The organism is Nocardioides sp. FY1077 (assembly GCF_058681775.1).
The window spans coordinates 314,569-338,706 of record NZ_JBZWDB010000002.1 but is presented as its reverse complement, the minus strand read 5'-3'; the positions used below and the strand labels follow the sequence as shown (position 1 = coordinate 338,706).

The following is a 24,138-nucleotide window of genomic DNA, read 5'->3' as shown; positions in this document are numbered from 1 at the left end:
GGACCTCATGGAGCCGATCCCCCAGACCCGTGCCGCCGCGACCGCGTTCGGACCGTTCGCGGGACCCGACGTGCTGGGCCGGATGACGCACTCCGCCGACCGGGTGCAGGCGCTCGTGCCGACGTGCGTCGGGGTGAGCGTCGCCCTGCGCGACCAGGAGGGCGTGGTGCTGACCTACGTGTCGTCGCGCGAGGAGATCGCACGGCTCGACGGCCTCCAGTACGTCGCCGGCGGGCCGTGCGTGAGCTCGCTCGACGCCGAGCGACCGGTGGTGTTCAAGAACGGCGACCCGCTCGACGAGGCCTCCTGGGCGTTCTTCTCCCGCGCCACGGCGGCGCACGGCATCGTCAGCACGCTGACCCTGCCGATCATGGACGGCGAGCACGCGACCGGCACCGTCAACCTGTACGCCGCCACCGTCGACGCCTTCGACGACCACCACGGCGAGCTCGCCGAGGTGTTCGGCGCCTGGGCGCCCGGTGCGGTGACCAACGCCGACCTGTCCTTCAGCACCCGCGCCGAGGCCGAGCGGGCCCCGACGGTGCTGCGCGAGCGCACCACCGTCGACCGCGCCGCCCACCTGCTGGCGCTGAGCCTCCAGATCGACGCCGCGGAGGCCCACCTGCGTCTCGACGACGCCGCCCGTCGTACCGGGATCGACCTGGTCGAGCTGGCCGAGGCCGTGATCGAGACCAGCCCCGGCGGGGACGCCGGCGCCGGACGCGGCTGACCCCCGGCGCTCCCGGGGGGAGGCGCGCCGGGGGCCGTCGCAGTCAGGGGTCGACCGGTAGGTCGGGTCGGGTCAGCGCGCCGAGAACCGGTCCACGTAGCCGAGCAGGCGCGCGACCAGCGCGCTCACCGAGGTGAGGTCGGTGGGGTCGGCCATCGGCGCCTCCTCCAGCTCGGTGCGCACGGCGGCGGTGCCCGGGGTGTCGTGCTCGGCGGCCACGGCCAGGCAGCAGCGCGAGGCCTCCCGCACCGCGGTGGGGTCGAAGGACAGCACGCACTCGAACATCCGGTCGCGGTCGGCCACCGTGTCCTGCCCGGGAAGCTCCCAGGCGCTGAGCACCGCCGGCAGCTCCTGGGAGTCGCACACCAGCGCCCACTCCCGCAGCAACGGCGAGCGCTGGTCGAGCCGCACCCGGGTGGGTCCGGCGGCCACCGGGCCGCCGGACGCACCAGGGGTGCCGGGCTCGTCCGGCTCGATGTCGGGGAAGTCGGCGTACACGAACGCCGAGCGTGACAGCCGCGCCAGGTCGTCCCAGCGCCGGCGGGCCCCGGTGTAGTGCTGGGCCTGCTGGAAGGTGGCGAACAGGTGAGGACGGTCGGCGACCGCGCAGAACTCGTCCTCGATGGCCCAGGTCAGCGCCAGCAGCGTCGACTTGCCCAGCCGCTGCACCGGGATGTGGGGGTGGGTGGCGCGCAGGGTGGCGAACACCGACTGCGGCCGGGCGGTGGAGCCCGGCGTCTCCCTCTGGGCCTCCTCGATGGCCGCGGCGAGCGTGAGGCCGGCGGCACGGCGCGCCATCACCACCTCGATCGTGCGCACCACCGACTCGGCGTAGCGGCGGTGGCCACTGGGCCTGCGCTCCGGAACGGGGAAGCCGAAGCGGCTCTCCCAGGCGCGCAGCGTGGGCGCGCTGACGCCCGTGCGCTCGGCGAGCTCGCTGACGCTGAGCCCGTCGTTCACCCGGTGGGCGGTCTCGCTCACGAGGCGTCCCCCGGCGCCGAGGTCGTGGACAGGTCGACCGACGCGCTCGCGGCCCGCCGGGAGACGGGCGGGCGAGCGGCGGCCGGACGTGAGACGGCCAGGGCGGCGAGCGTGGCCAGCAGGAAGCCCCACGGGTCGCGGCGCCGACCGGCCGCCGAGTCGGCGTAGCGCGGCGCCTGCGCCCAGACCTCGGTGAAGGTGTCGCACAGCAGGTCGTGGGCGGCGTCGGCGTCCGGCTGCTCCGACAGGGCGTGTGCCGCGCCGTGCACGACCGCGGCGGTGCGGTCGTAGAGCCGCGCGAACGCCGCGCGGTCGCCGCAGGCCACGCGGCGCAGCAACGCGTCGACCGACTGCTCGCATCGGACGTCGGGCGCGCTCGCCGGTCGCCGGAGGGCGCGCCGCCGCCGGGCCTGGTGCTGATGGGTGTCCACAACATCTCCTCGTCAACTGCTGTCACCACAGATGTTGACACACGTTGTCTAAGTTTGGAATATGGTTCTACACATCGTGTTCAAGTTTCATCGGGCGACGCCCGAGACCCCAGGAGCGGCAGACCAATGAGCGAGAACCCGCAGCAGAAGAGCCAGCACCCGTCCCGGCCGACGACCGAGGCCCGGGGCATGCGCGTCGTGCCCCTCGCGCGGCCCCTGGTGGTCGCCCTCGTCGACGACCACCCGCTGGTCGACGCCGGCCTGCGCGCCCTGCTGGCGCCGCACGCCGGACGCGTCGCGGTGGTCGACATCGACACCGCCCTGGCCGCCCCGAGCGAGGTGGACGTCGTCCTCTACGAGCCGGTCAGGCTCTCGCAGGCCGGGCAGACGCTGGTGCGCCGCCTGGCGACCGAGGGCGACGCCCGCGCGGTCATCTTCAGCTGGCGCGACGCCGGCCCGGGCGCCTCCCGCGGCCAGGTGCGGCTCTCCAAGACCCTGGGCGCCGAGGAGCTCGTCGCGGGCATCGAGACAGCGATGCGCCGCACCGCCGTGGCCTCCCACCGCAACCGACCGCTCGACCGCACGCCGCACGCCGTCCTCGGCGCGCACCCCCGCGGCGCGAAGGCCGGGCTGACCCCCCGCGAGGCCGAGATCCTGTCGCTGGTCACCCAGGGCCACACCAACGTGGAGATCGGCAAGCAGCTCTACCTGAGCATCAACTCGGTCAAGACCTACATCCGCGGCGCCTACCGCAAGATCGACGTGGAGCGCCGCACCCAGGCCGTCGCCTGGGGCCTGCGCCACGGCCTCGGACTGGAGCCGGCCCGCGCCGGCCTGGTCGACGTCTCCGCCTCCTGACCCACCGCACCACCCCCACTGACTCCCGGTCCGATCACTGCCTCCCCCCCCGGGGCAGTCGGTCGGACCGGGTCCTGCCACCCCGGCGGGTGGGTGGGCGCCGTCCGCCCCCGCCCTAGCGTGGCGGGGACGACCGCCACCACCGCCCTCCGGAGGCTCCTGTGTCCCGCATCGGCTACACCCTCATGACCGAGCAGAGCGGGCCACGACAGCTGGTCGGCTACGCCGCCGCCGCCGAGGAGGCCGGCTTCGACTTCGAGGTCTCGAGCGACCACTACTCGCCCTGGCTCACCGAGCAGGGCCACGCGTCGTACGCCTGGAGCGTGCTCGGCGCGGTCAGCCAGGTCACCTCGCGCGTCGAGCTGATGACCTACATCACCTGCCCCACGATGCGCTACCACCCGGCCGTGGTGGCGCAGAAGGCCGCGACGATGGGCTTGCTGTCACAGGGCCGGTTCACCCTCGGCCTCGGCAGCGGCGAGAACCTCAACGAGCACACCGTCGGTCGCGGCTGGCCGCCGGTGGCGCGTCGCCAGGAGATGCTGGTGGAGGCCGTCGAGATCATCCGCCGGCTGCTGTCCGGTGAGCTGCTGACCTTCCACGGCGAGCACTTCTCGGTCGACGGCGCCCGGGTCTGGGACCTTTCCGAGGAGTCCGAGCGGGTGCGGCTGGCACTGGCCGTGGCCGGGGAGAAGGGCATCGCCCACTTCGCCCCGATCGCCGACGACCTGATCGCCACCGACCCGCTCGCCGAGCTGGTGGACACCTGGAACGGCACCGACGGCGCCACCCGCATCGGCGACGGCGCCCGGGCGATCGGCCAGCTGCCGATCTGCTGGGACCCCGACGAGGCCGCCGCCACCACGCGGGCCCACGAGCAGTTCCGCTGGTTCGCCGGCGGGTGGAAGGTCAACGCCGACCTGCCCACCACCGCGGGCTTCGCCGGCGCCACCCAGTTCGTCACCGAGGCCGACGTCGCCGAGAGCATCCCGTGCGGCCCCGACCTCGACAAGATCGTGGACGCCGTCGGCGCGTTCTGGGACGCCGGCTTCACCGACGTCGCGCTGGTGCAGGTCGGCGACGAGGGCCAGGACCGGTTCCTCGCCGAGGCCGCCCGCCCGCTGCTCGACAAGCTGCGCGCCGCCGCACCCTGACCAGTCGCGCGACGGGTCGGGTCAGCCGCGCTCGAGGCCGCGCTGCAGCCGCAGCTCGGCGTGCAGCCGGTAGGGCATCGGCAGCCGGGCCGACTCCAGCGCCGCGGCGTACGCCTCGAGGGCCGAGACCAGGTCCTGCCGGGCCCGCTGGGCCTCACGGCTGCTGGCCGAGCGCTGCTCGAGCTCCTGCTGCAGGCGGGTGCGGCGCACGTCGATCTCGGCGCGCAGCCCGGGCAGCTGCCGACGGGGATCGGGGCCCTGGCCTCGCTCTGACGGGGTCGTGCTCACGCGGGCCGGCCTCCCGACCCCGTCGTGGGGCGCGACCCTGCGTCGCGCCGTCGAGGGGGCTCGGCACAGGTTAACGCCTCCGGCCGCTGCCCGGTGGCGGCCGGGCCCCGCGCCGGGCCCCTGGGGGTGAGGGGCCCCGTGCTCACGGCGTGGCAGCGTGGGGCGCACCCACCGCACCCGGCCGAGGAGCCCCCGTGAGCGACACCGCACCCATCGACACCGTGGTCCTCGACCTCGACGGCACCCTCGTCGACTCGGTCTACCTGCACGTCGTGGCGTGGCGCCGCGCGTTCGCCGAGGTCGGCCTCGACGTCGCCTCCCACGTGCTGCACCGCGCGATCGGCATGGGCGGCGACCGCCTGGTCGCCCACGTCGCGGGCGACGCCGCCGAGCGCTCCGTCGGCGACCGCGTGCGCGAGGGCCACGACGCCCACGTGGAGCGCCACCTGCACGAGGTCAGCGCCACCGACGGCGCGGCCGAGCTGGTCACCGCGCTACACGACCGCGGCCTCACCGTCGTGCTGGCCAGCTCGGGGGTCAAGGAGCAGACCGAGCAGCTGCTCGCCCTGCTCGACGGTGCCGGCGGCCTGCTCAGCGCCGTGGTCTCCGGCGCCGACGCCGGCGCCAGCAAGCCCTCCCCCGACCTGATGCAGCTGGCCCTGGAGGCCGTGCCGTCGCCGCACGCGGTGGCCGTCGGCGACGCGACCTGGGACGTGGAGGCCGCCGCCCGCGCCGGGCTGCGGTGCCTGGCCGTGCGCACGGGCGGCATCAGCACCACCGAGCTGCTCGACGCCGGCGCCGTCGCGGTCTACGACAGCCCGCGCGACCTGCTCGACCACCTCGACGACAGCCTGCTCGCCCGCCGCTGACCCGCCGCTGACCCGCCGCTGCAGCGGGCGGGTGCTCACCGGCCGACGGCGAGTCCCGCCTCGAGCAGCGGCCCGACGGCCCGGCCCGCACTGACGGGGTCGCCGCCTCCGCTCGCGCGGTGGCGGTGGTCGATGCCGGCCGCGATCACCGCGAGCTTGTAGAAGGCCAGCGCCAGGTGGGCGTCGAGGTCGACCAGCGGCGCCCCGCCGGCCCGCTCGTACGCCGCCGCGAGCCCGGCCGCGTCGGGCACCCGGGCCTGGGTCCACGCGCTCGGGAAGCCGAGCACGTCGTCGAACGCGGGATGGTGGTAGACGCCCATCAGGGCGACGTCGGCCACGGGATCACCGATCGTGCACAGCTCCCAGTCGACCACCGCCGCCACCCGGGCGCCGCCGCCGTCGGGGAGGTGGAGCAGCGTGTTGTCGATGCGGTAGTCGCCGTGCACCACCGCGGTGGAGCGCTGGCGGGGCAGGTCGCCGGCCACCCGGGCGGTGAGCCGCTCGGCCGCGGCCCGCACCTCGGGCGGCAGGTGCGCGCCGACGAGGTCCCACTGCCCCGACCACCGGCGCAGCTGCCGCTCGGCGTACCCGTCGGGGCGACCGAGGCGCTCCAGCCCCACGGCGACGTGGTCGACGGCGTGCAGCGCGGCGAGCACCCGCACCAGCTCGTCGACCGCCGCAGCGACCCGGTCGTCGTCGAGCGCGGCGAGGTCGTCGGCCGACTGCACGCTGTGGCCGGGCACGTGGTCGGCGACCGCGAAGGGCCCGCCGAGCAGCGTCTCGTCCTCCCACAGGGCCACCGCTCGCGGCACCGGCACGTCGGTGGCCCCGAGCGCCCGGGTCACCCGGTGCTCGCGGGCCACGTCGTGCGCCGACGGGGTGCGGCCCGCGCGCGGCGGCGTGCGCAGCACCCAGCTGCGCTCGCCGTCGTCGAGGCGGAAGGTGAGGTTGGAGCGACCGCCGGCCAGGAGCCGGGAGCGCAGCGGCCCGGCCGGCTCGGTGCCCGCGCCGGCCATCACCCGGGCCACGCCGGCGAGCTCCTCGGCGGTGAGCACGGGCCCCGCGGGCCGGTCGCCGCTCGTCGTCATCGGGCCCCCTCGCCGGTCTCGCCGGTCGCGATCCAGTAGCGGCGCTTGCCCTGCCGCACGTCCTCCAGCTCGCCGCCGGCGCCCTCGATGGTGCGCGCGGAGGCGAGGTTGTCGACGTCGCAGGTCACCAGCACCCTCGGCAGGCCGAGCCCCGCCGCGCGGACGACGGCCAGGCGCAGCGCGCGACCGGCGTGGCCGCGGCGGCGGTGGGCGGGCCGCACGGAGTAGCCGACGTGGCCGCCGACGTCGCGCAGCCACGGCGTGAGCTCGTGGCGCAGGTCGAGGAAGCCGACCAGCACGTCGTCGTCGTCGAGCATCCACAGGGCGTCGGAACGCACCCACGGCCCCTGCGGACCCGCGCCCGGCTCCGCTGCGGGGTCGGCCAGCGCGGTGACGGCGTCGACCCACACCCGGCAACCGGCCGGGGTGAGGTCGCGGCGGGCCGGCTCCGGCACCGCCCACTCCCCCGAGCCCGCCGGCCGCTCGTCACCGAAGTCGGCGAGCGCCGCGGCCCAGCCGGCCCAGAGCCGGACGTCGGGGCGCACCAGTCGGGTCACCCCGGGGTCCCGCGCGTCAGACGCGCTCGCCGGTCTTCACGCCGCGCTGACCGGCGTCGGTGAGCCGCGACTCCTCCTCGGCCTGCGCCTCCAGCTCGGCGCGCCGGGTGGTCTCCAGCATGTCGCGGGAGGCCTCGTAGGAGCCGGGTGCGGAGACCAGGTCGGTGGCCCCGCCGCGCAGCCTGCTGAGCGCGTTGCGCCCGAAGATCTGCTGCTCGGTGGCGGTGCGCTCGGAGCGGCCCCGGCCCAGGAACGACACGAACCAGTGCAGCACCGCGGTGATCCGGTTCTTGAACCCGGTGATGTAGACGAGGTGCACGGCCAGCCACATCACCCAGGCGATGAAGCCGGAGAGCCGGACGTTGCCGATCATCGCGACCGCGCGGAAGCGGCTGATGGTGGCCATCGAGCCCTTGTCGAAGTACTTGAACGGCGGCTGCGAGGGCTTGCCCTTGACCCGGTTGTCGATCTCCTTGGCGGCGTACTTCGCGCCCTGGATCGCCACCTGGGCCACGCCCGGCAGGTTGTCGAGCTTGATCATGTCGCCGACGACGAAGACCTCCGGGTGGCCCGGCAGCGTCAGGTCGGGGTTGACGCTGATCCGCCCGGCGCGGTCGAGCGGGGCGCCGGTCTGCTCCGAGAGTGTCTTGCCCAGCGGGCTGCCCTGCACGCCGGCGGCCCAGATCTTGGTCACGGCGTCGATCCGCTCGGTGCGGCCGTCCTTGTACTTGACCTCGAGGCCGCGCTCGTCGACGTCGGTGACCATCGCACCGAGCATCACCTCGACACCGAGCTTCTCGAGCTCCTTCTTGGTCTTCTCGCCGAGCTTGGCGCCGAACGGCGGCAGCACCTGCGGCGCGGCGTCGGCCAGGATCACACGGGCGCTGCGGGTCTCGATGGCCTTGAAGTCGCGGCGCAGCGTGCGCTGGGCGAGCTCGGCGATCTGGCCGGCCATCTCCACACCGGTGGGCCCAGCGCCGACGACGACGAAGGTCAGCAGGTGGTCGACGTTCTCGCCGCGCTGGGCGCCGAGCTCGGCCATCTCGAAGGCGCCGAAGATGCGCCCGCGCAGCTCGAGGGCGTCGTCGATGCTCTTCATGCCGGGGGCGAACTCGGCGAAGTGGTCGTTGCCGAAGTAGGACTGCCCGGCGCCGGCGGCGACGATCAGCGAGTCGTAGGCGGTGACGGTGGGCCGGCCCAGGACCTGCGAGGTGACCGTGCGGGCCTCCAGGTCGATGTCGGTGACCTCGCCGAGCAGCACCTGGGTGTTGTCCTGGCGGTTGAGGATCTCGCGCGTGGGCGGGGCGATCTCGCCCTCGGACAGGATGCCGGTCGCGACCTGGTAGAGCAGCGGCTGGAACAGGTGGTGGGTGGTCTTGGCGACCATGGTGATCTGCACGTCGGAGCGGCGCAGGGCCTTGGTGCCGAAGAGGCCGCCGAAGCCCGAGCCGATAACGACCACCCGGTGCGAGGCGGAGGGGTTGTCGGTGGTGGGCGAGTGGGCTGCGGTGCTGGCTGCCATGTCGGACCTCTCTGGTGGCTGCCGGGCGCGACGTCTCGTGCCGGGGGCGTTCGTCGTCCATTCTCCCGCGTGGGACGGGTCTTCTCCAATCTCCGTCATCGTCTGGTCGGTCACAGCACCCAGGGGGGTGGCGTGGCCGGGGCCGCACCCCCGGGTACGTCGGTTTTCAACGAGCCAGGTTTGCTGTGCCGAACCCGGGGGTAACCGCCCGGGGACGACGGCCGGCGTGCCGCCGTCTTCCCGTCCACCCGTCCGCCCTGCAGAGCTGGAGACGCCCGTGCCGCTGAACCGGCCCGCACTCTCGCTGGAACCCGGCCCCCGGGGCGTGCAGGAGGCACGCCGCTGGGTGGTCGGCACGTGCCGGGACGTGGGCCGTCCCGAGCTGGCCGAGTGCGCCGAGCTGGCCGTCTCCGAGCTGGTCACCAACGCGCTGCTGCACGCCGAGGGCCCGATCGACGTGCGGGTGCGCGGCACCCGCGAGCACCCCCGGGTCGAGGTGCACGACACCTCCTCGGAGCGGCCGCTGCTGCCCGACGAGGAGCCGCCGGCCGACCAGGACGGCGACGACGTCCTGGGCGACGACCTGGACGACCTCCCGCTGACCTTCGGGCGCGGGCTGGCGATCGTGGCGCGCTGCGCCGTGGCCTGGGGCGCCGAGATCGAGACCGACGGCAAGACGGTGTGGTTCGAGCCGGCCGCGGAGTTCGCCGAGGAGCGCGGCGTCCCGGGCGTGGTCACCGGCACCGGCGACGAGCCCCCGACGCCGGCCGACCCGCTGGTCGTGCACGTGCGCGGCGTGCCGGTCGACCTCTACACCGCGTTCCAGCGCCACTTCCGCGAGCTGCGCCGCGAGGTGCGCCTGCTCGCGCTGGCCCACGAGGACGACTACCCCGTGGCCAAGCACCTCTCCGACGTCTTCGGCGAGATGGAGCGCCAGCTGCGCGCCGGGCCGACCGCGCCCGGGGTGGAGCGTGCCGTCGACGGAGAGCGCGCCGACCGCTCCGTCGTCGACCTCGAGCTGGAGGTGTCGCGCTCGGGCTCGCAGCGCACCCAGCGGTTCATCGAGATGCTCGACATGGCCGACGCCTTCTGCCGCGAGCAGCGGCTGCTCGCGCTGGCGCGCAGCGACGAGCAGCGGCGCTTCCAGCAGTGGTACCTCGGTGAGTTCGTCCGCCAGGCCGCCGGCGCCGCGCCGACGTCCTGGCAGGGCGCCCCGGCCCGCCGCTCCAGCGTCTCGTGACCCGACCGGGGCCCGGGCCCCGGCTGCTCGCCCTGGTGGCGGTGGGGGGCGCGGCCGGCGCCGCGCTGCGCCACGCCCTGCTCACAGTGTTCCCCGACGCCGCCGTGGCGGCGTTCCCCTGGACCACGTTCGCGATCAACGTCGTCGGCTCGGCCGTGCTGGCGCTGCTGCCGGCGCTGCCCGCCGTACGGCGCAGCGCCGGGCTGGGCGCCGCCCTCGGCCCCGGGCTGCTGGGGGGCTTCACGACGCTGTCGGCCGCCTCGGAGCAGACCCGCTCGCTGCTCGCCGCCGACCACCCCGCGCTGGCCGGCGCCTACGTCGTCGCGACGCTGGCGGTCGCGCTGGCCGCGGTGGCGCTGGTCGACGCCTGGGCCGGTCGCCGCCCGGGCGCCCCCGAGGCCGCCGGGTGAGCGGCGCGGAGATCGCGCTGGTCGCGCTGGGTGCCGGCGTCGGCGCTCCCCTGCGCTACCTGGCGGCCCACCACCTCGACGGCCGCCGGCCCGCCGGCACGCTGCTGGTCAACCTCCTCGGCTCGCTCCTGCTCGGCCTGCTCACGCCCCTGGCGCTCTCGGGCCACCTGGTCGCGCTGCTCGGCACCGGGTTCTGCGGCGGGTTGACGACGTACTCGTCGTTCGCCGTGCAGACCCGTCGTCTGGGGGTCGCCGGGGTGGCGTACGCCGCACTGACCCTGCTCGGCGGCCTCGCGGCGGCGGCGCTGGGGTACGCGCTGACGGCCTGACCGCGGCGCCCGGACGCGGCAGCGGCGGCGGTCAGGCCCAGCCGAGCTCGTGGAGGCGGTCGTCGTCGATGCCGAAGTGGTGGGCCACCTCGTGCACCACGGTGATCCGCACCTCCTCCACCAGCTCCTCCTCGCTGTCGCACATGTCGAGCAGCGGGCCGCGGAAGACGAAGATGCGGTCCGGCAGCCCGCCCAGCACCGAGGAGTCGCGGTCGGTGAGCGCGACACCGTCGTAGAGGCCGAGCAGGTCGCGCGGCTCGCCCTCCGGCGGCTCCTGCTCCACCAGCACCACCACGTTGCTCACCAGCGCCGCGAGCTCGTCGGGGATCTCGTCGAGCGCGGCGTCCACGAGGGCGTCGAAGCGCTGGGGGTCCATCTCGACGGGCACAGCGGCATCGTGCCACCCGCGACCACGGGGTCGGGTCGGGGTGCCGTGGTCCGGGGACGACGACAGCCCCGGACCATGACGGTCCGGGGCTGTGCGTGAGGGCGACCCCGACGGGACTCGAACCCGCGGCCTCCGCCGTGACAGGGCGGCGCGCTAACCAACTGCGCTACGGGGCCAGGCGCTCCGTTGCAGGAGCGATGGAACCATAACCCACCGGTGTCGGAGGCACCGAATCGGTGTCCGGCCGGACCGGTGGTGGTACCCCCAACGGGATTCGAACCCGTGCTACCGCCGTGAAAGGGCGACGTCCTAGGCCGCTAGACGATGGGGGCCAGGCACCGGCGAGTCTAGGGGTGCCGGTCGACGGCCACCAAGGCGGAGCCGGGGTCGCCGACCTCAGGCGACCGGGGCGGTGGCGAGCACCACGTGGGCCGAGCGCGTGCTGCCCGGTGAGGTCGGTCACCGGCAGGTGGCGCGTGTGCGCCATGGCGCATCCCGGGCACGGCGTCGGGCCCCGCGCGGTCGCAGCGCGCACCACACTGACGCCACCGCTGCGACGGCCCCCGTCGCCAGCCGCAGGCCAGGAGGACCCCATGCCCCACCCCGTGCCCCCGTCCACCCCGTCGTCACCCGGCCGGTCGCCCGGCCGGTCGCCCGGCGCCGGGCCGGCCCGTCCGACCACCCGGGCCGTGCTCGCCGTCGGCGCCGCAGCACTGGCCCTCGGCCTGGCCGGCCAGGCGCCCGTCGGCGCCGCTCCCGGCGGCCCGTCGTACGGCGCCCCCGGTGGCGCAGGCGCTGCTGGCGCGGGCGCTGCGGGCGCAGGCGCTGCTGGCGCGGGCGCTGCGGCAGGCGGGGCGGCGGCGCTCGGTGGCGAGGTGCGACGGATCACCCTCGTCACCGGCGACACCGTGACGGTCACCGACGCCGGCGACGGGCGTCGCACCGCCTCGGTCATCCCGGGCAAGGGCCGCGACCGCGTCACCTTCCAGACCACCGAGGTCGACGGCGAGCTGCAGGTCGTGCCGAGCGACGCCGTGCCGTTCCTGGCCTCCGGCGTCCTCGACGAGGAGCTGTTCGAGGTCAGCACGCTCCTCGACGAGGGGTACGCCGCCCTCGACGCGCTGCCCCTGCTCGTCGCCTGGGCCGACGGCACCCGGGCCGCCACGCGCACCGTGGACGGGGCGAGCCGCACCCGCGCCCTGCCCAGCATCGACGGGGCGGCCCTGGCCGCCGACGTCGTCGCCCTGGGCGAGGTGTGGCGCTCGCTGACTCCCGGCCCGGCGGCGGTGGCACGCACCCCCGAGGACCCCGCGGCCGCCGACCGGCTGGTCGGTGGCATCGAGCACGTGTGGCTCGACGGGCGCGCCGAGGCCACCCTCGACCGCAGCGTCGCGCAGGTCGGGGCACCGGACGCCTGGGCCGCGGGCTACCGCGGCGAGGGCGTGGAGGTGGCGGTGCTCGACACCGGCGTCGACGCCGAGCACCCCGACCTCGTCGGGCAGGTGCAGGCCGCCCGTGACTTCACCGGCAGCGCGACCGGCACCGCCGACCTGTTCGGCCACGGCACCCACGTCGCCGCCACCGTCGCCAGCAGCGGCGCGGGTGGCGACGGCACCCACCGCGGGGTGGCCCCCGAGGCCGACCTGCTGGTCGCCAAGGTGCTCGGGGACGACGGCTTCGGCTACGACTCCGGGATCATCGCCGGCATGGAGTGGGCCGTCGCCGAGGGCGCCGCGGTCGTGAACATGAGCCTCGGCGGGGGCGCCTCCGACGGCACCGACCCGCTCAGCCTGTCGCTGCAGGCGCTCTCGGAGCGCAGCGGCGCCCTCTTCGTGGTGGCCGCGGGCAACGAGGGCGCCGACGAGGCCGTCTCCACGCCCGGCACCGCCCCCGCGGCGCTGTCGGTGGCCGCGGTCGACCGCGACGAGTCGCTGGCGCCCTTCTCGAGCCGGGGCCCGCGCGTCGGTGACGGCGGGCTCAAGCCGGAGATCAGCGCACCCGGCGTCGCGATCGTCGCGGCGCGGGCGGCCGGCACGGCGATGGACTCCCCCGTCGACGCCCTCTACACGGCGGCGTCGGGCACCTCGATGGCCACCCCGCACGTCGCGGGGGCGGCCGCGCTCCTGGCCCAGCAGCACCCCGACTGGTCGGGGCAGCAGCTCAAGGACGCGCTGGTCAGCACGGCCCGGCCCAACCCCGAGCTGGGTGTCTACGAGCAGGGCGCCGGACGGGTCGACCTGACCCGGGCGGTCGCCCAGGAGGTCACCGGCACCGGCGTGGCCGACTTCGCGCTGCAGGCCGAGGGCGACCCCGACGCGGTCACCGAGCGCACGGTCACCTACCGCAACAGCGGCGAGGAGCCGCTCGTGCTCGACCTGGCCGTCGACGCCGAGAACCTCGACGACCCGGGCGCCACCACCGAGGGCTTCACCGCTCCGGCGCAGGTCACGGTGCCGGCCGGAGGATCGGCGGACGTGACGGTGGCCCTGGACGCCGACCGGCTCGACCGGGGCCGCTGGAGCGGCGCCCTGACCGGCACCGGTGCCGGCGACGTCGTCGTGCGCACGGCGCTGGGCGCGGTGCGGCGCGGCCCCACCCACACCCTGACGATCTCCGCCGTCGGCTTCGACGGCGGCGACACCTTCGTGCCCGCGCTGACGATCTACGGCGACCACCCCGGCACCGAGTACCTCGGCTACCTCGGCGACGGCGAGGTCGCCACCCTCGAGGTCGAGGAGGGGGACTACCTCGTGCAGGGCATCATCGAGGACTACGCCAATGCGCAGGCCGAGCGCACCGGCACGATCATCGACCCGAACGTGACGGTCACCGGCGACACCTCGATCGTGCTCGACGCCCGCGAGACCCGCCCCGTCGAGATCCGCACCCCGCAGGTCGCCGAGCAGGAGTCGGTGATCAGCTGGTACACCCACCGGGCCTACGCCAACGGCCGTGAGGTGACGCACGGCGTCATGTCGTTCGCCCGCACCGAGCCATGGGTCACGCCGACCGAGCCGGTGCGCGACGGGGAGTTCGAGTTCTCCTCCCGCTGGCAGCTGGTGCGCCCGGGCGCGCTGCTGCGGGTGCCGGGCGCAGGGTTCCGCCCCCAGGCGAGCCTGCTCCCGGAGTCGCCGCTGCTCGACGGGCCCGGTCGGCTCGAGCTGGTGGCCCCCGGCTCGGCGATGAGGGGGGCGCGCGGCCGCGTGGTCGTGCTCGACGCGCCCCTGCGCGACGCCGAGGCCGACCAGGTGCAGGCGGCCGCCGACGCCGGCGCCGCGGCGGTGGTGCTGGTACGTCCCACCGAGAGCACCATCCGGACCGTCTTCTACCCCACCATCGACCGGGGTCCGCTCCCGGCGATGGTCACCACCGCGGTCGACGGCGCCCGTCTGGTCGAGCTGGCCCGGGCCGGCCGCCCCGGCGACCGGCCCGAGGTGGTGCTGGAGACCACGCGCAGCAGCCCCTACCTCTACGACGTCGTCCAGGTGTCCGCAGGTGCCGTCCCCGACGGCATCGTGCACGAGGTCAGCCGCGCCAACAGCCACCGCGTCGCCACGACGTACGTCGACAACGGCGGCTTCCCCTGGGCCAAGGAGCAGCGCTTCGGCTGGCGTCCCTGGATGACCTACGCCTGGAACGACACCGAGCGCACCGTGGCGACGCCCAGCACCCGCGTCGAGTGGGTCTCCTCCGGCGACACGCTGTGGCGCCACCAGGTGCTGCACCGCTGGCAGACGTCGTTCACCGGCCGGGTGACCGGCGGGCTGACCGGCCCCACCCGCACCTACGACCCCGGCGCGTCCGACGAGTCGTGGTCGGCACCGGTGGTGCGGCCCGCAGCGGTGCCGCAGGCGCCGTCCGACCGCACCGGTGACGTCCTCCGGCTGGCCGTGCCGGAGTTCGTCGACGCCGAGGGCCACTACTCGGTGGCCGACGCGACCACCGGCGCCAGGCTCTACCGCGACGGCGACCTGCTCGCCGAGCTGCCGCACGCCCGCACCACCGTCGACGTGCCGAGCAGCGCGGCGACCTACCGGCTCGTGCTCGACGTCGCCCGCGAGGAGCGCGAGTGGCGGCGCGGCACCCGGACGTCGACGGCGTGGACCTTCGACTCCGCCCGCCCCGCCGACGGCACCACCGTCCCGCTCGACCTGCTCCAGGTCTCCTACGGCGTGGCCACCGACGCCCACGGCCGCGCACCCCGCGCCGCGCACACCCTGCGGCTCCGGGTGGGCGACCAGGAGGGCGCCACGGTCAGCGGTGCGTCGGTGTCGGCGCGGGTGTCGTACGACGACGGGGCGACCTGGCAGCGCGTGAGCGTGCGCCGGGCCGGCAGCGGCCACGTCGCCCGGGTGCCGGCCGGGCGGGGTCCGGTCTCGCTGCGGATCAGCGCCACCGACGGGTCCTCGACGGTGGAGCAGGAGGTGGTGCGGGCCTACAGCCGACGCTGAGGGCCCCCGGCCGCCCGGAGCGGGGTCACACCCACCCGCGCCGCGCCGCCTGGTAGGCGAGCGCGGTGCGGGTGTCGACGCCGGCGAGCCCCATCAACCGGTCGAGCCGGCGCTGCACGGTGCGCCGGCTGATGCCGAGCTGGGTGACGATCGACTTGTCGGGCACCCCCGCGACGAGCAGGGAGAGCAGCAGCCGCTCGGCCTCGCCGACCGCATCGCCGGGCACGCCCCGCACCGCCGACGGCGGGCCGTCGACCGCGAGCGGGCTGGCCCGCTCCCAGTGGCCCTCGAACAGGTCGAGCAGGGCGTCGAGGAGCTGGCCGCCGCCGATCACGGCGGCGGTCGGCTCACCGATGCCCCGCTCCTGGTCGTGGGTGAGCGGGCAGATCGCCGTACGGCGGTCGACCACCGCCAGCCGCACCGGCAGCGACGGCGCCACCCTCGCCTCCTCACCCCACCCCACGCCCTCGAGCACGCTGGCGAGCTCACCGGGCTGCTCGAGCAGGGCACGCTCGTAGACCGCGCGGTAGCGCACGCCCCGGGCCAGCGCGTCGCGCTCCTCGGTGTTGTCGGAGCCCTGCATGGCCAGCGGGTTGGCCCGGCAGAACCACAGGATCTCCTCGCGTGCGGAGTCCTGCAGGGTGCGCAGGCGCTCGCGCAGCGCGGCGGCACCGATCACCACCTCCACGACGTGGTGGGCGTCGCGGCGGCGAGCGCCGGCGCGGTACTCCTCGCTCAGCGCCGCGACCATCCCGCGAGCCGCCTCCAGCGACTCCTGGCGCCGCAGCAGGGTGGTGCCGAGCGCGACGTCGGGCGGCAGCGGGCGGTAGACCGGCCCGTCGCCCTGACCGACCACCAGCCCCTTGGCCTGCAGCCGGCGCAGCACCTCGTCGGCGGCCTCCAACGGCAGTGCGGCCACCTCGGCGAGCTGCTCGGGGCGGGCCTGCGCCAGGCCGACGAGCAGCCGGTAGGCCTCCTCCTCCGCCGGGTCGAGCGGCAGCGACTCCTGCACCGGGCTCCCTTCCCGCGCGGCGACCTGCGCCGAGCGCGCCCATGCTAGCGAGCCTCGCTCCGGTCCTCCCCGGCGCCGGGTGCGGGCGATTCGTGGGGCCCCGGCGACTCCTGTAGGGTGCTGCTCGCTCGGGCAGGTAGCTCAGTCGGTACGAGCGTCCGCCTGAAAAGTGGAAGGTCGGCGGTTCGACCCCGCCCCTGCCCACGAGCACGACCGGTCCTCGGACCGTCGCACGAACGGCCCTCGCGGGAGACCGCGGGGGCCGTTCGTCGTCCCAGCGCCGGCCGCCGCCGATGAGTCGCGCGCCTCCCGGCGGTCGGTGTGGTCTGGGATGCTGCGGCCGACCGGTCGTCGGCGTCCCCGACGACCCACGCACCTGCCGCCCCGGGAGACCCGATGACCGCTCCGCACGCCGCCGACGCCCACGACCTCATCCGCGTGCACGGCGCGCGGGTCAACAACCTCAAGGACGTCTCGGTCGACATCCCGAAGCGCCGGCTCACGGTCTTCACCGGGGTCTCCGGCTCGGGCAAGAGCTCGCTGGTGTTCGGCACGATCGCCGCGGAGTCGCAGCGGATGATCAACGAGACCTACAGCGCGTTCGTCCAGGGCTTCATGCCGTCGCTGTCGCGGCCCGAGGTCGACCTCCTCGAGGGCCTGACCACCGCGATCATCGTCGACCAGGAGCGGATGGGGGCCAACCCGCGCTCCACCGTCGGCACCGCCACCGACGCCAACGCAATGCTGCGCATCCTGTTCAGCCGGCTCGGCGACCCCCACGTCGGGCCGCCGACGGCGTTCGCCTTCAACGTGCCGACGCGCACCGCGAGCGGCGTGATGACCACCGAGAAGGCCGGGCGCGAGGAGAAGGCGGTGGTGCGCGACGCGGTCTACCAGGGCGGCATGTGCCCGCGCTGCGAGGGCATGGGCGCGGTCAGCGACATCGACCTCACCGCGCTGTACGACGACACGCTCTCGCTCACCGACGGCGCGCTCACCGTGCCCGGCTACAGCATGGACGGCTGGTACGGGCGGATCTTCGCCGGTGCCGGGCTGCCGATGGACAAGCCGATCGGGTCGTTCACGGCGAAGGAGCGCGAGAAGCTCCTGTACGCCCCGCCGACCAAGATCAAGGTCGAGGGCATCAACCTCACCTACGAGGGGCTCGTCCCCCGCATCCAGAAGTCGATGCTGTCGAAGGACGTCGACGCCCTGCAGCCCCACGTGCGCCGGTTCGTGGAGCGCGCGGTCGCGTTCGCCACGTGTCCCGACTGCGACGGCACCCGGCTGAGCCGGGAGGCGCTGTCGTCGAAGATCCGCGGCCGCTCCATCGCCGACCTGTGCCGCATGCAGATCACCGACCTCGCGGCGTGGGTGCGCGAGCTCGACGAGCCCGGGGTGGCCCCGCTGGTGGCCGGGCTGCAGCACCTGCTCGACTCGTTCGCCGACATCGGGCTGGGCTACCTCTCCCTCGACCGGCCGGCCGGCACGCTGTCGGGCGGCGAGGCCCAGCGCACGAAGATGATCCGCCACCTCGGGTCCTCGCTGACCGACGTCACCTACGTCTTCGACGAGCCCACCATCGGCCTGCACCCCCACGACATCGAGCGGATGAACCAGCTGCTGCTGCGGCTGCGCGACAAGGGCAACACCGTGCTGGTCGTCGAGCACAAGCCCGAGACCATCGTCATCGCCGACCACGCCGTCGACCTGGGTCCGCGCGCCGGCAGCCACGGCGGCGAGATCGTCTACCAGGGCGACGTCGAGGGCCTGCGCACCAGCGACACCCTCACCGGGCGCCACCTCGACGACCGGGCCTCGCTCAAGGAGACGCTGCGCGCGCGCACCGGCGTCCTGGAGGTGCGCGGCGCCGACAGCCACAACCTGCGCGGCGTCGACGTGGACCTCCCGCTCGGCGTGCTGTGCGTGGTCACCGGCGTGGCCGGCTCCGGCAAGAGCTCGCTGGTGCACGGGTCGGTGGCCGGGCGCGACGGGGTCGTGGTGATCGACCAGGGCGCGATCCGCGGGTCGCGGCGCAGCAACCCCGCCACCTACACCGGCATGCTCGACCCGATCCGCAAGGCCTTCGCGAAGGCCAACGGCGTGAAGCCGGCGCTGTTCAGCTCCAACTCCGAGGGGGCCTGCCCGGCGTGCAAGGGCGCCGGCGTGATCTTCACCGAGCTCGGGGTGATGGCCACCGTCGAGTCGCCCTGCGAGGAGTGCGAGGGCCGCCGCTTCCAGGCCTCGGTGCTCGAGTACACGCTGGGCGGGCAGAGCATCGCCGACGTGCTCGCGATGTCGGTGACCGAGGCGGCGCGGTTCTTCGCCGAGGGCGAGGCCCGCACCCCGGCCGCGCACAAGGTGCTCGACCGCCTCGACGACGTCGGGCTGGGCTACCTCACCCTCGGCCAGCCCCTCACCACGCTCTCGGGCGGTGAGCGGCAGCGGCTCAAGCTCGCCAGCCAGATGGGCGAGAAGGGCGACGTCTACGTGCTCGACGAGCCCACCACCGGGCTCCACCTCGCCGACGTCGAGCACCTGCTCGGCCTGCTCGACCGGCTCGTGGACGCGGGGCGCTCGGTGCTGGTGATCGAGCACCACCAGGCGGTGATGGCCCACGCCGACTGGATCGTCGACCTCGGCCCCGGCGCCGGGCACGACGGCGGCCGGGTGGTCTTCGAGGGCACCCCCGCCGACCTGGTCGCGGCGCGCTCCACGCTGACCGGCGAGCACCTGGCGGCGTACGTCGGGCGCTGAGCCGGGCCCGCCGTCGGGATGGTCGACCGCGCTCATCCGCACACAACCGCTCGGACTCGCGCAGGCTCGCGCAGTGCCGACCCCGGGAAAGTGCGGCCTCGTGCGTCTTGAACTCAGACCCGCACACTGCGACAGTGATGACGGTCACACCACCAGTGCGCGGCGTCCGGGCCCGCACACGCCCCGAGGAGCCGTCATGCACCCGTCCGTCCCCCCTACGCCCGAGGCCTCCGCGGCGCCGGGCGCGCCCACCCTCGACCGCCGCTCGCTGTTCCGCGCGGCCGGCCTGGCCGGCGCCCTCGGCGCGGCCGGCGCCGCCCTGCCCGCTGGCGCCGCGGGTGCCGCGGGTGCCGCGGGTGCCGCCCGGCTGGCCCCGTCGGCCGACCTCGAGCCGATGGACCTCACGTTCGACGTGCGCCGCCAGCAGCGGCAGACCCACCTGGTCGCCGACCGGTTCGTCGAGCTGCGCGACCGCTTCGCCGGCGGCCCGGCTCCCGCATACGACGTGGTCTCCCCCGACGGCACCCCCGGCACCGTGCGGCGCCGTGACGGTCGCCTCCACCTCGGCCCCGGGCCCCACGCGACCCTGCTGCGCTCGCGCACCGCCCAGGTCGCGCCGTTCGCCGCCGTGGTGGTGCAGGTCGCCTCGATGGCGCAGGACCCTGAGGTCGACCGGGTGGACGCCGGCCTGGTCGCGGGCGGCCAGGACCACGTGCTGGCGTGGTACGACGCCGCCACGAGCACCGTGGGCCTCGACGTCACCGTCGGCGGCGCCGTCACCACGCTGGCCACGGCGGAGGTCGCGGCGCAGACCGCACCGTTCTCGCTGGGCTTCGCCCTCACCAGCAGCACGGTGGTGGCGTTCCTCGACGACGGCACCGGCCCGGTGCCGATCGTGCAGGGGCGCCTCGACGGGCTCCTCGACCTGCGCCGGCCCAGCGAGCTCGCCCGCTACCGCAACGGGTTCGGGGCGCGCTCGGGGTCGGGCACCACCGAGCTGGCCTCGGTGGAGGCCGGCTACTTCGGCGAGCTGGGGCTGCGCGACCCCCACCTGGTCACCCGCGCCGACGGCACGCCGTACCTGAAGGACGGCAAGGCCTACTTCACCTTCACCCAGGCCGGCCTGGCGTTCTTCGAGACCGCCCACTGGGGCGTGTGGACCCTCGACCTGCGCACGTTCGACCTGGAGCAGGTGGCCAACCTGTTCTTCCAGCGCGAGGGCCTGGACGCCGTGCTCGGTGACCACGCCGGCCACCTCGTGCTCGACGAGGCGAACGACCGTTGGATCGTCACCAACTCCACGTGGGGCGACTTCAGCTTCGACGGCGTCGAGGTCAACTACGTCACGGTGCCGTCGCGGCGCGACCTGCTCTCCGGCGTGCACGTGCTGCGCACCCGGCCCCTGGCGCTGCCGACCACCGACCTGCCCAGCGAGGCCGTGGGCCAGTGGGACCCGCACGTCGTGCGCATCCGCGGGCGCTGGTACGTCGCGTTCGTCAACGCGCGCCGGTTCTTCGACTTCTACCCGGCGCTGGCGCGCAGCCCCCGTGGAGCCGACTTCACCGACCTCGAGCTCGTCGGCGCCGACGCCTCGAAGAACGAGACCGAGGGCACCGTGCTGCAGAAGTTCGGTGACGAGTGGTACCTGCTGGCCAGCAACGGCGACGCCTCGCCCGAGGACATCCGCGGGCAGTACCCCGTCTACGACCTGGAGATGGAGCAGGTGGGCCTGCTCGACGCCCCCCACCCCACGAACATCCCGTGGCCGATGGTCTTCCCCGTGCCGCTGCGCGCGGGTCGCACCCGGTGGCTGCTGGTCACCTTCAACAGCCGTCAGCCCTACGAGCAGCTGCTCGGGTACGGCACCCACGGCGACACGATCGTGATGGAGGCCGACCGCACCACACCGGGGCTGCAGTTCCCGCGGCGCTGACCGCCGGCCCCGGGTCGGGGAGCGGTCAGGACACCGGCTCGGCGTACTCCAGCGCCGGCTGCTCCTCGGCCGCCGGGAGGCGCAGGCCGACCCGGGGGGTCGTGGTCACCACCGCGCCCGCCTCCTGCAGCGCCACGCTGGAGCCGCCGCGGAAGGTCATCGCGCCGGTGACCGTGGCGGGCACGCCGACCACGTCGAGCCGGTAGGGCGCCTCGATCGGCGTGCCGTCGACCACGAGGGCGCCGGGCCCGCCGTCGAACGACGAGGACAGCGTGATCCGCACGCCGTTGACCGCGATGGCCTCCGCCGCGGCGGAGCGCAGGTCGAAGACCAGTCCCACCATCGCGGTGGTCGTCACGACGGCGCCGGGGTCCTCGATGACCACGGAGATGCCGGGGCCCGTCACCGGCACCGTGCCGGCCACCAGCGCCAGGTCCTCGGCGCCGTCGGCCGCCTCCGCGAGCAGCCGGCGCTCCTCGGCCAGGTCGGCCTCCAGGCCCTGCTGCTCGCGCTGGAGCGCCTCGACCCGGCCCTGCTGGCGCGCCGTCGCGGCCTGCAGCCCGGAGTAGAGCCGCACCAGGTCGGACTCGCGGTAGGAGGAGAGCGCGTCGGGCTCGGCGAAGTTGTCGACCTGCACCACCGTGGCGAAGCCCAGCAGTCCCAGCAGCAGGCCGATGCCCACGCGGGCCGTGGTCGAGCGTCGCGGCCCGGGACGTCCCGGCGGGACGGGCGGTGTGCTCACGACTCTCCTCCGGGCTCGTCGGCGGGTGCTCCCCGCACCGAAGCATGCCAGCCGGCCCGCCGGTGGTGGACGAGCGAGCGCCAGCGAGCGACCCCCGGTGGTCGGGAGCGAGCGCCAGCGAGCGTCTCGAAACCCCCGCAGCTCGGCTCAGCGGCCGGTGAAGGTGGGCCGCTGCTTGGCGAGGAACGCCGCCACCGCGCCCTGGTGGTCGGCGGTGGTGCCGAGGCGGTGCTGGGCGGCCGACTCGGCGGCCAGCACCTCGGCGAGGCCCGCTCCCCCGGCTGCCAGCGCGAGCAGCGCCTTCGACTCGGCGTAGGCACGGGTGGGACCGGCGGCCAGGCGGGTGGCCAGCGTGTGCGCGGTGTCGCCGACGTCGTCGGGCTCGACGACGGTGCCCGTGACGCCCCAGGACACGGCCTGCTCGGCGTCGAACGACGTGCCGAGCAGCACCAGCTCGGCGGCGCGCGCCTGCCCGACGGCAGCGACCAGGGTGGCGGCGAGGCCGGAGTCGCAGGTGAGGCCGATGGCGGTGAACGCGGTGGCGAAGGTGGCCCGCGACGACAGCACCCGCAGGTCGCACGCCAGCGCCAGGCCAAGCCCGGCCCCCACGCAGGCACCGCCCACGGCGGCGACCACCGGCTTCGGCATCGTGGCCAGCGCCGTGACGACCGGCGCGTAGTGCTCGTCGACGGTGTCGAGGGCGGCCGCGGGGTCCTCGCGCAGCGCGGCGGCGTGCTCGGCGAGGTCCTGGCCCACGCAGAACGCCGGGCCGGAGCCGGTCAGCACGACCGCGCGCACGCCGTCGTCGGCGGCGACGTCCCGGAGGGCGGTCAGCAGCGCCCGCTTGGTGGCCAGGTCGAGGGCGTTGCGGCGCTCCGGGCGGTGGAGGGTCACGGTGGCCACCGCGTCGTCACGGGTGAGCAGCACCGGCTCGGTGGGGTCGGACATCGGGCCTCCTCGGTGTCGGACGGCGGTGGGCCGCCGGTCCGGGACGGCCAGTAGACCAGTCCGGCGACCACCCGGCGAGCACCCGCGGGCGGTGCCTGGCATCGTGCTCACAGGAGACCGGATCCCCACGAGCGACCTGCCCGACGACGAGGAGCACCATGAGTGCGACGACCGGCCGCGGCGAGCCCTTCGACCACCGACGCCTGGTGGGCCTCGGCGTGGCCGACGCCGCCGCGCAGGCCCGGGCCGCCGGCTGGCGCGTGCGGGTGGCGCGCCCCGGCGTCCTGCAGACGATGGACTACCGCGACGACCGGCTCACCCTGCAGGTCGACGCCCCCGACACGGGCTCGCCGGGCGTGCTGGACGACGACGCGGTGGTGACGGCCGTGCGGGTCGGCTGAGCCCGCCGGCACCCGGGCGGGGGTGGTCGCCCGACCCGGGTGTGCCTAGGGTCACACCACACGCGCCACCACCTTCCCGGGAGATCCCATGCCTCGTCGCCTCGCCGCCGCCCTCGCCGCGGCCGTGCTCACCACCACCGCCGGCCTCAGCGCCGTGGGCGCTCCCGCCGGCGCGAGCACGTCGTCCACCGGCAGCGTCGGCAGCGTCGGCACCGTCGGCAGCGCGAGCACGAGCGAGGCCCGGGAGGGGCGCGGCCTGCGCTACGTCGCGCTGGGCGACTCCTACAGCGCGGCGTCCGGCGTGCTGCCGCTCGACCCCGCCGCACCGCCGCAGTGCCTGCGCTCGAGCCTGAACTACCCCCACCTCGTCGCCGAGCGCCTCGGCGCCCGGCTCACCGACGTCACCTGCGGTGGCGCCGACACCTCGTCGTACACCGAGGAGCAGTACCCCGGCGTGCCCCCGCAGCTCGAGGCGCTCGACGGGCGCACCCGCCTGGTCACGATGACCATCGGCGGCAACGACAGCAACGTCTTCATCGGCACGATCCTGCAGTGCGGCACGCTCGGCGTGGCGTCGCTGGGCCAGGGCTCCCCGTGCCGCGACCAGTACGGCTCGTCGTTCGCCGACACCGTCCGCGAGGTCACCTACCCGTCGCTGGTCGGCGCGCTGCGCAAGGTGCGGCGCCAGGCCCCGAACGCACGGGTCGCGATCCTGGGCTACCCGTGGATCATGCCGCGCACCGAGGGCTGCTACCCGCAGATGCCGATCGCCGACGGCGACGTGGCCTACGTCCGCGGCGTGCAGGCCGTCCTCAACCGCGCCGTGCGGCGCGCGGCCGAGGCCACCGGTGCGACGTACGTGAACCTGAACCGGGTCTCCGAGGGCCACGACGCCTGCCAGGGCGTCGGCACCCGCTGGGTGGAGCCCGCCGTGCTCGGCACCAACCCCGTCGTGGTGCACCCCAACGCGCTCGGCGAGGCCCGGATGGCCACCCGCACGATCCGGGTGCTCGGCCTGCGCTGACCGGGGGCTGACCGGGGCTGACCGG

At 75.3% G+C, this 24,138-nt stretch carries 22 protein-coding genes and 3 tRNA genes; 13 read left to right on the top strand and 12 right to left on the bottom strand.

All coding sequences use genetic code 11. From position 1 onward, the window contains the following. Positions 1-7: 7 nt before the first annotated feature. Positions 8-730 (top strand): GAF and ANTAR domain-containing protein, encoded by a 723-nt coding sequence (locus AC4OR8_RS06530; protein ID WP_492164726.1) that lies wholly within the window; start codon positions 8-10, stop codon positions 728-730. A 72-nt stretch (positions 731-802) separates the two neighbouring features. Here AC4OR8_RS06530 and AC4OR8_RS06525 read toward each other — a convergent pair whose 3' ends face one another. Both AC4OR8_RS06525 and AC4OR8_RS06520 read right to left on the bottom strand, forming a co-directional pair. Next, the gene (locus tag AC4OR8_RS06525; RefSeq protein WP_492164725.1) at positions 803-1,711 is read right to left on the bottom strand and encodes a DICT sensory domain-containing protein; all 909 of its coding nucleotides are present in this window, start codon (positions 1,709-1,711) and stop codon (positions 803-805) included. Next, on the bottom strand, positions 1,708-2,142 hold the full coding sequence (locus AC4OR8_RS06520) for a hypothetical protein (protein WP_492164724.1): 435 nt from the start codon (positions 2,140-2,142) through the stop codon (positions 1,708-1,710). Before AC4OR8_RS06520 ends, AC4OR8_RS06525 begins: the two co-directional genes overlap by 4 nt. A gap of 126 nt (positions 2,143-2,268) precedes the next feature. Between AC4OR8_RS06520 and AC4OR8_RS06515 the strand changes: the two genes are divergently transcribed. Both AC4OR8_RS06515 and AC4OR8_RS06510 read left to right on the top strand, forming a co-directional pair. Continuing rightward, positions 2,269-3,000 (top strand): helix-turn-helix transcriptional regulator, encoded by a 732-nt coding sequence (locus tag AC4OR8_RS06515; protein ID WP_492164723.1) that lies wholly within the window; start codon positions 2,269-2,271, stop codon positions 2,998-3,000. Between the two features lie 161 nt (positions 3,001-3,161). Next, positions 3,162-4,154 carry a TIGR03557 family F420-dependent LLM class oxidoreductase gene (locus AC4OR8_RS06510; RefSeq protein WP_492164722.1) on the top strand — a complete coding sequence of 331 codons (993 nt, stop codon included), beginning with the start codon at positions 3,162-3,164 and terminating at the stop codon, positions 4,152-4,154. A gap of 21 nt (positions 4,155-4,175) precedes the next feature. Here the strand turns inward: AC4OR8_RS06510 and AC4OR8_RS06505 are convergent, their stop codons facing one another. Then, complete coding sequence (locus tag AC4OR8_RS06505) at positions 4,176-4,442, bottom strand: hypothetical protein (protein ID WP_492164721.1); 267 nt, start codon at positions 4,440-4,442, stop codon at positions 4,176-4,178. Positions 4,443-4,636: 194 nt separating this feature from the next. On the opposite strand from AC4OR8_RS06505, the gene AC4OR8_RS06500 reads away from it, so the two are divergent. After that, a complete protein-coding gene (locus AC4OR8_RS06500; protein WP_492164720.1) occupies positions 4,637-5,311 on the top strand; it encodes an HAD family hydrolase in 675 nt (224 codons plus the stop codon). A gap of 35 nt (positions 5,312-5,346) precedes the next feature. Here AC4OR8_RS06500 and AC4OR8_RS06495 read toward each other — a convergent pair whose 3' ends face one another. The 3 genes from AC4OR8_RS06495 to AC4OR8_RS06485 are packed head-to-tail and all read right to left on the bottom strand — an operon-like array spanning position 5,347 to position 8,478. Then, positions 5,347-6,399, bottom strand: coding sequence for a phosphotransferase family protein (locus tag AC4OR8_RS06495; RefSeq protein WP_492164719.1), 1,053 nt, complete (start codon positions 6,397-6,399; stop codon positions 5,347-5,349). After that, on the bottom strand, positions 6,396-6,956 hold the full coding sequence (locus AC4OR8_RS06490; RefSeq protein ID WP_492164718.1) for a GNAT family N-acetyltransferase: 561 nt from the start codon (positions 6,954-6,956) through the stop codon (positions 6,396-6,398). Before AC4OR8_RS06490 ends, AC4OR8_RS06495 begins: the two co-directional genes overlap by 4 nt. A gap of 16 nt (positions 6,957-6,972) precedes the next feature. Continuing rightward, complete coding sequence (locus AC4OR8_RS06485) at positions 6,973-8,478, bottom strand: NAD(P)/FAD-dependent oxidoreductase (protein ID WP_492164717.1); 1,506 nt, start codon at positions 8,476-8,478, stop codon at positions 6,973-6,975. Between the two features lie 226 nt (positions 8,479-8,704). On the opposite strand from AC4OR8_RS06485, the gene AC4OR8_RS06480 reads away from it, so the two are divergent. From AC4OR8_RS06480 to AC4OR8_RS06470, 3 genes are read left to right on the top strand one after another with little or no spacing between them, the layout of a single operon-like run. Beyond that, positions 8,705-9,718, top strand: coding sequence for an ATP-binding protein (locus tag AC4OR8_RS06480; RefSeq protein WP_492164716.1), 1,014 nt, complete (start codon positions 8,705-8,707; stop codon positions 9,716-9,718). Beyond that, positions 9,715-10,128: a fluoride efflux transporter FluC gene (locus tag AC4OR8_RS06475; RefSeq protein WP_492164715.1), complete on the top strand. Its 414-nt coding sequence runs from the start codon at positions 9,715-9,717 to the stop codon at positions 10,126-10,128. The genes AC4OR8_RS06480 and AC4OR8_RS06475 overlap by 4 nt, the downstream gene beginning before the upstream one ends. Further along, on the top strand, positions 10,125-10,457 hold the full coding sequence (locus tag AC4OR8_RS06470) for a CrcB family protein (RefSeq protein ID WP_492164714.1): 333 nt from the start codon (positions 10,125-10,127) through the stop codon (positions 10,455-10,457). Before AC4OR8_RS06475 ends, AC4OR8_RS06470 begins: the two co-directional genes overlap by 4 nt. 31 nt (positions 10,458-10,488) lie before the next feature. Here AC4OR8_RS06470 and AC4OR8_RS06465 read toward each other — a convergent pair whose 3' ends face one another. The 3 genes from AC4OR8_RS06465 to AC4OR8_RS06455 form a co-directional block, all read right to left on the bottom strand. After that, complete coding sequence (locus AC4OR8_RS06465) at positions 10,489-10,845, bottom strand: metallopeptidase family protein (RefSeq protein ID WP_492164713.1); 357 nt, start codon at positions 10,843-10,845, stop codon at positions 10,489-10,491. 102 nt (positions 10,846-10,947) lie between these two features. Further along, positions 10,948-11,021 (bottom strand) — tRNA-Asp (locus AC4OR8_RS06460). Between the two features lie 80 nt (positions 11,022-11,101). Continuing rightward, positions 11,102-11,177, bottom strand: a tRNA-Glu gene (locus AC4OR8_RS06455). A gap of 261 nt (positions 11,178-11,438) precedes the next feature. Here AC4OR8_RS06455 and AC4OR8_RS06450 point away from each other — a divergent pair. Continuing rightward, on the top strand, positions 11,439-15,296 hold the full coding sequence (locus AC4OR8_RS06450) for a S8 family serine peptidase (RefSeq protein ID WP_492164712.1): 3,858 nt from the start codon (positions 11,439-11,441) through the stop codon (positions 15,294-15,296). 25 nt (positions 15,297-15,321) lie between these two features. Here the strand turns inward: AC4OR8_RS06450 and AC4OR8_RS06445 are convergent, their stop codons facing one another. Then, complete coding sequence (locus AC4OR8_RS06445; RefSeq protein WP_492164711.1) at positions 15,322-16,308, bottom strand: helix-turn-helix domain-containing protein; 987 nt, start codon at positions 16,306-16,308, stop codon at positions 15,322-15,324. A 130-nt stretch (positions 16,309-16,438) separates the two neighbouring features. Between AC4OR8_RS06445 and AC4OR8_RS06440 the strand changes: the two genes are divergently transcribed. The 3 genes from AC4OR8_RS06440 to AC4OR8_RS06430 all read left to right on the top strand — a co-directional run bounded on the left by AC4OR8_RS06440 (position 16,439) and on the right by AC4OR8_RS06430 (position 20,998). Next, a tRNA-Phe gene (locus tag AC4OR8_RS06440) sits at positions 16,439-16,512 on the top strand. Positions 16,513-16,704: 192 nt separating this feature from the next. Further along, positions 16,705-19,065 (top strand): ATP-binding cassette domain-containing protein, encoded by a 2,361-nt coding sequence (locus tag AC4OR8_RS06435; protein ID WP_492164710.1) that lies wholly within the window; start codon positions 16,705-16,707, stop codon positions 19,063-19,065. A 196-nt stretch (positions 19,066-19,261) separates the two neighbouring features. Further along, positions 19,262-20,998 (top strand): hypothetical protein, encoded by a 1,737-nt coding sequence (locus AC4OR8_RS06430; RefSeq protein WP_492164709.1) that lies wholly within the window; start codon positions 19,262-19,264, stop codon positions 20,996-20,998. Positions 20,999-21,023: 25 nt separating this feature from the next. Here the strand turns inward: AC4OR8_RS06430 and AC4OR8_RS06425 are convergent, their stop codons facing one another. Together AC4OR8_RS06425 and AC4OR8_RS06420 are read right to left on the bottom strand one after the other, a co-directional pair. Then, the gene (locus AC4OR8_RS06425; RefSeq protein WP_492164708.1) at positions 21,024-21,740 is read right to left on the bottom strand and encodes a DUF881 domain-containing protein; all 717 of its coding nucleotides are present in this window, start codon (positions 21,738-21,740) and stop codon (positions 21,024-21,026) included. Positions 21,741-21,887: 147 nt separating this feature from the next. Further along, positions 21,888-22,688, bottom strand: coding sequence for an enoyl-CoA hydratase/isomerase family protein (locus AC4OR8_RS06420; RefSeq protein WP_492164707.1), 801 nt, complete (start codon positions 22,686-22,688; stop codon positions 21,888-21,890). A gap of 158 nt (positions 22,689-22,846) precedes the next feature. Between AC4OR8_RS06420 and AC4OR8_RS06415 the strand changes: the two genes are divergently transcribed. Together AC4OR8_RS06415 and AC4OR8_RS06410 are read left to right on the top strand one after the other, a co-directional pair. Beyond that, positions 22,847-23,089 carry a hypothetical protein gene (locus AC4OR8_RS06415; RefSeq protein WP_492164706.1) on the top strand — a complete coding sequence of 81 codons (243 nt, stop codon included), beginning with the start codon at positions 22,847-22,849 and terminating at the stop codon, positions 23,087-23,089. Between the two features lie 88 nt (positions 23,090-23,177). Further along, entirely contained in the window at positions 23,178-24,113 is a 936-nt protein-coding gene (locus AC4OR8_RS06410; RefSeq protein WP_492164705.1) for an SGNH/GDSL hydrolase family protein, read from the top strand. Positions 24,114-24,138: the final 25 nt, after the last annotated feature.

Excerpts from the sequence above, each read along its gene's own strand:
- AC4OR8_RS06410 (WP_492164705.1), top strand. The coding sequence starts at position 23,178 with ATGCCTCGTCGCCTCGCCGCCGCCCTCGCCGCGGCCGTGCTCACCACC.
- AC4OR8_RS06450 (WP_492164712.1), top strand. The coding sequence starts at position 11,439 with ATGCCCCACCCCGTGCCCCCGTCCACCCCGTCGTCACCCGGCCGGTCG.
- AC4OR8_RS06420 (WP_492164707.1), bottom strand. The coding sequence starts at position 22,688 with ATGTCCGACCCCACCGAGCCGGTGCTGCTCACCCGTGACGACGCGGTG.
- AC4OR8_RS06485 (WP_492164717.1), bottom strand. The coding sequence starts at position 8,478 with ATGGCAGCCAGCACCGCAGCCCACTCGCCCACCACCGACAACCCCTCC.
- AC4OR8_RS06415 (WP_492164706.1), top strand. The coding sequence starts at position 22,847 with ATGAGTGCGACGACCGGCCGCGGCGAGCCCTTCGACCACCGACGCCTG.
- AC4OR8_RS06530 (WP_492164726.1), top strand. The coding sequence starts at position 8 with ATGGAGCCGATCCCCCAGACCCGTGCCGCCGCGACCGCGTTCGGACCG.
- AC4OR8_RS06430 (WP_492164709.1), top strand. The coding sequence starts at position 19,262 with ATGCACCCGTCCGTCCCCCCTACGCCCGAGGCCTCCGCGGCGCCGGGC.
- AC4OR8_RS06515 (WP_492164723.1), top strand. The coding sequence starts at position 2,269 with ATGAGCGAGAACCCGCAGCAGAAGAGCCAGCACCCGTCCCGGCCGACG.
- AC4OR8_RS06435 (WP_492164710.1), top strand. The coding sequence starts at position 16,705 with ATGACCGCTCCGCACGCCGCCGACGCCCACGACCTCATCCGCGTGCAC.
- AC4OR8_RS06495 (WP_492164719.1), bottom strand. The coding sequence starts at position 6,399 with ATGACGACGAGCGGCGACCGGCCCGCGGGGCCCGTGCTCACCGCCGAG.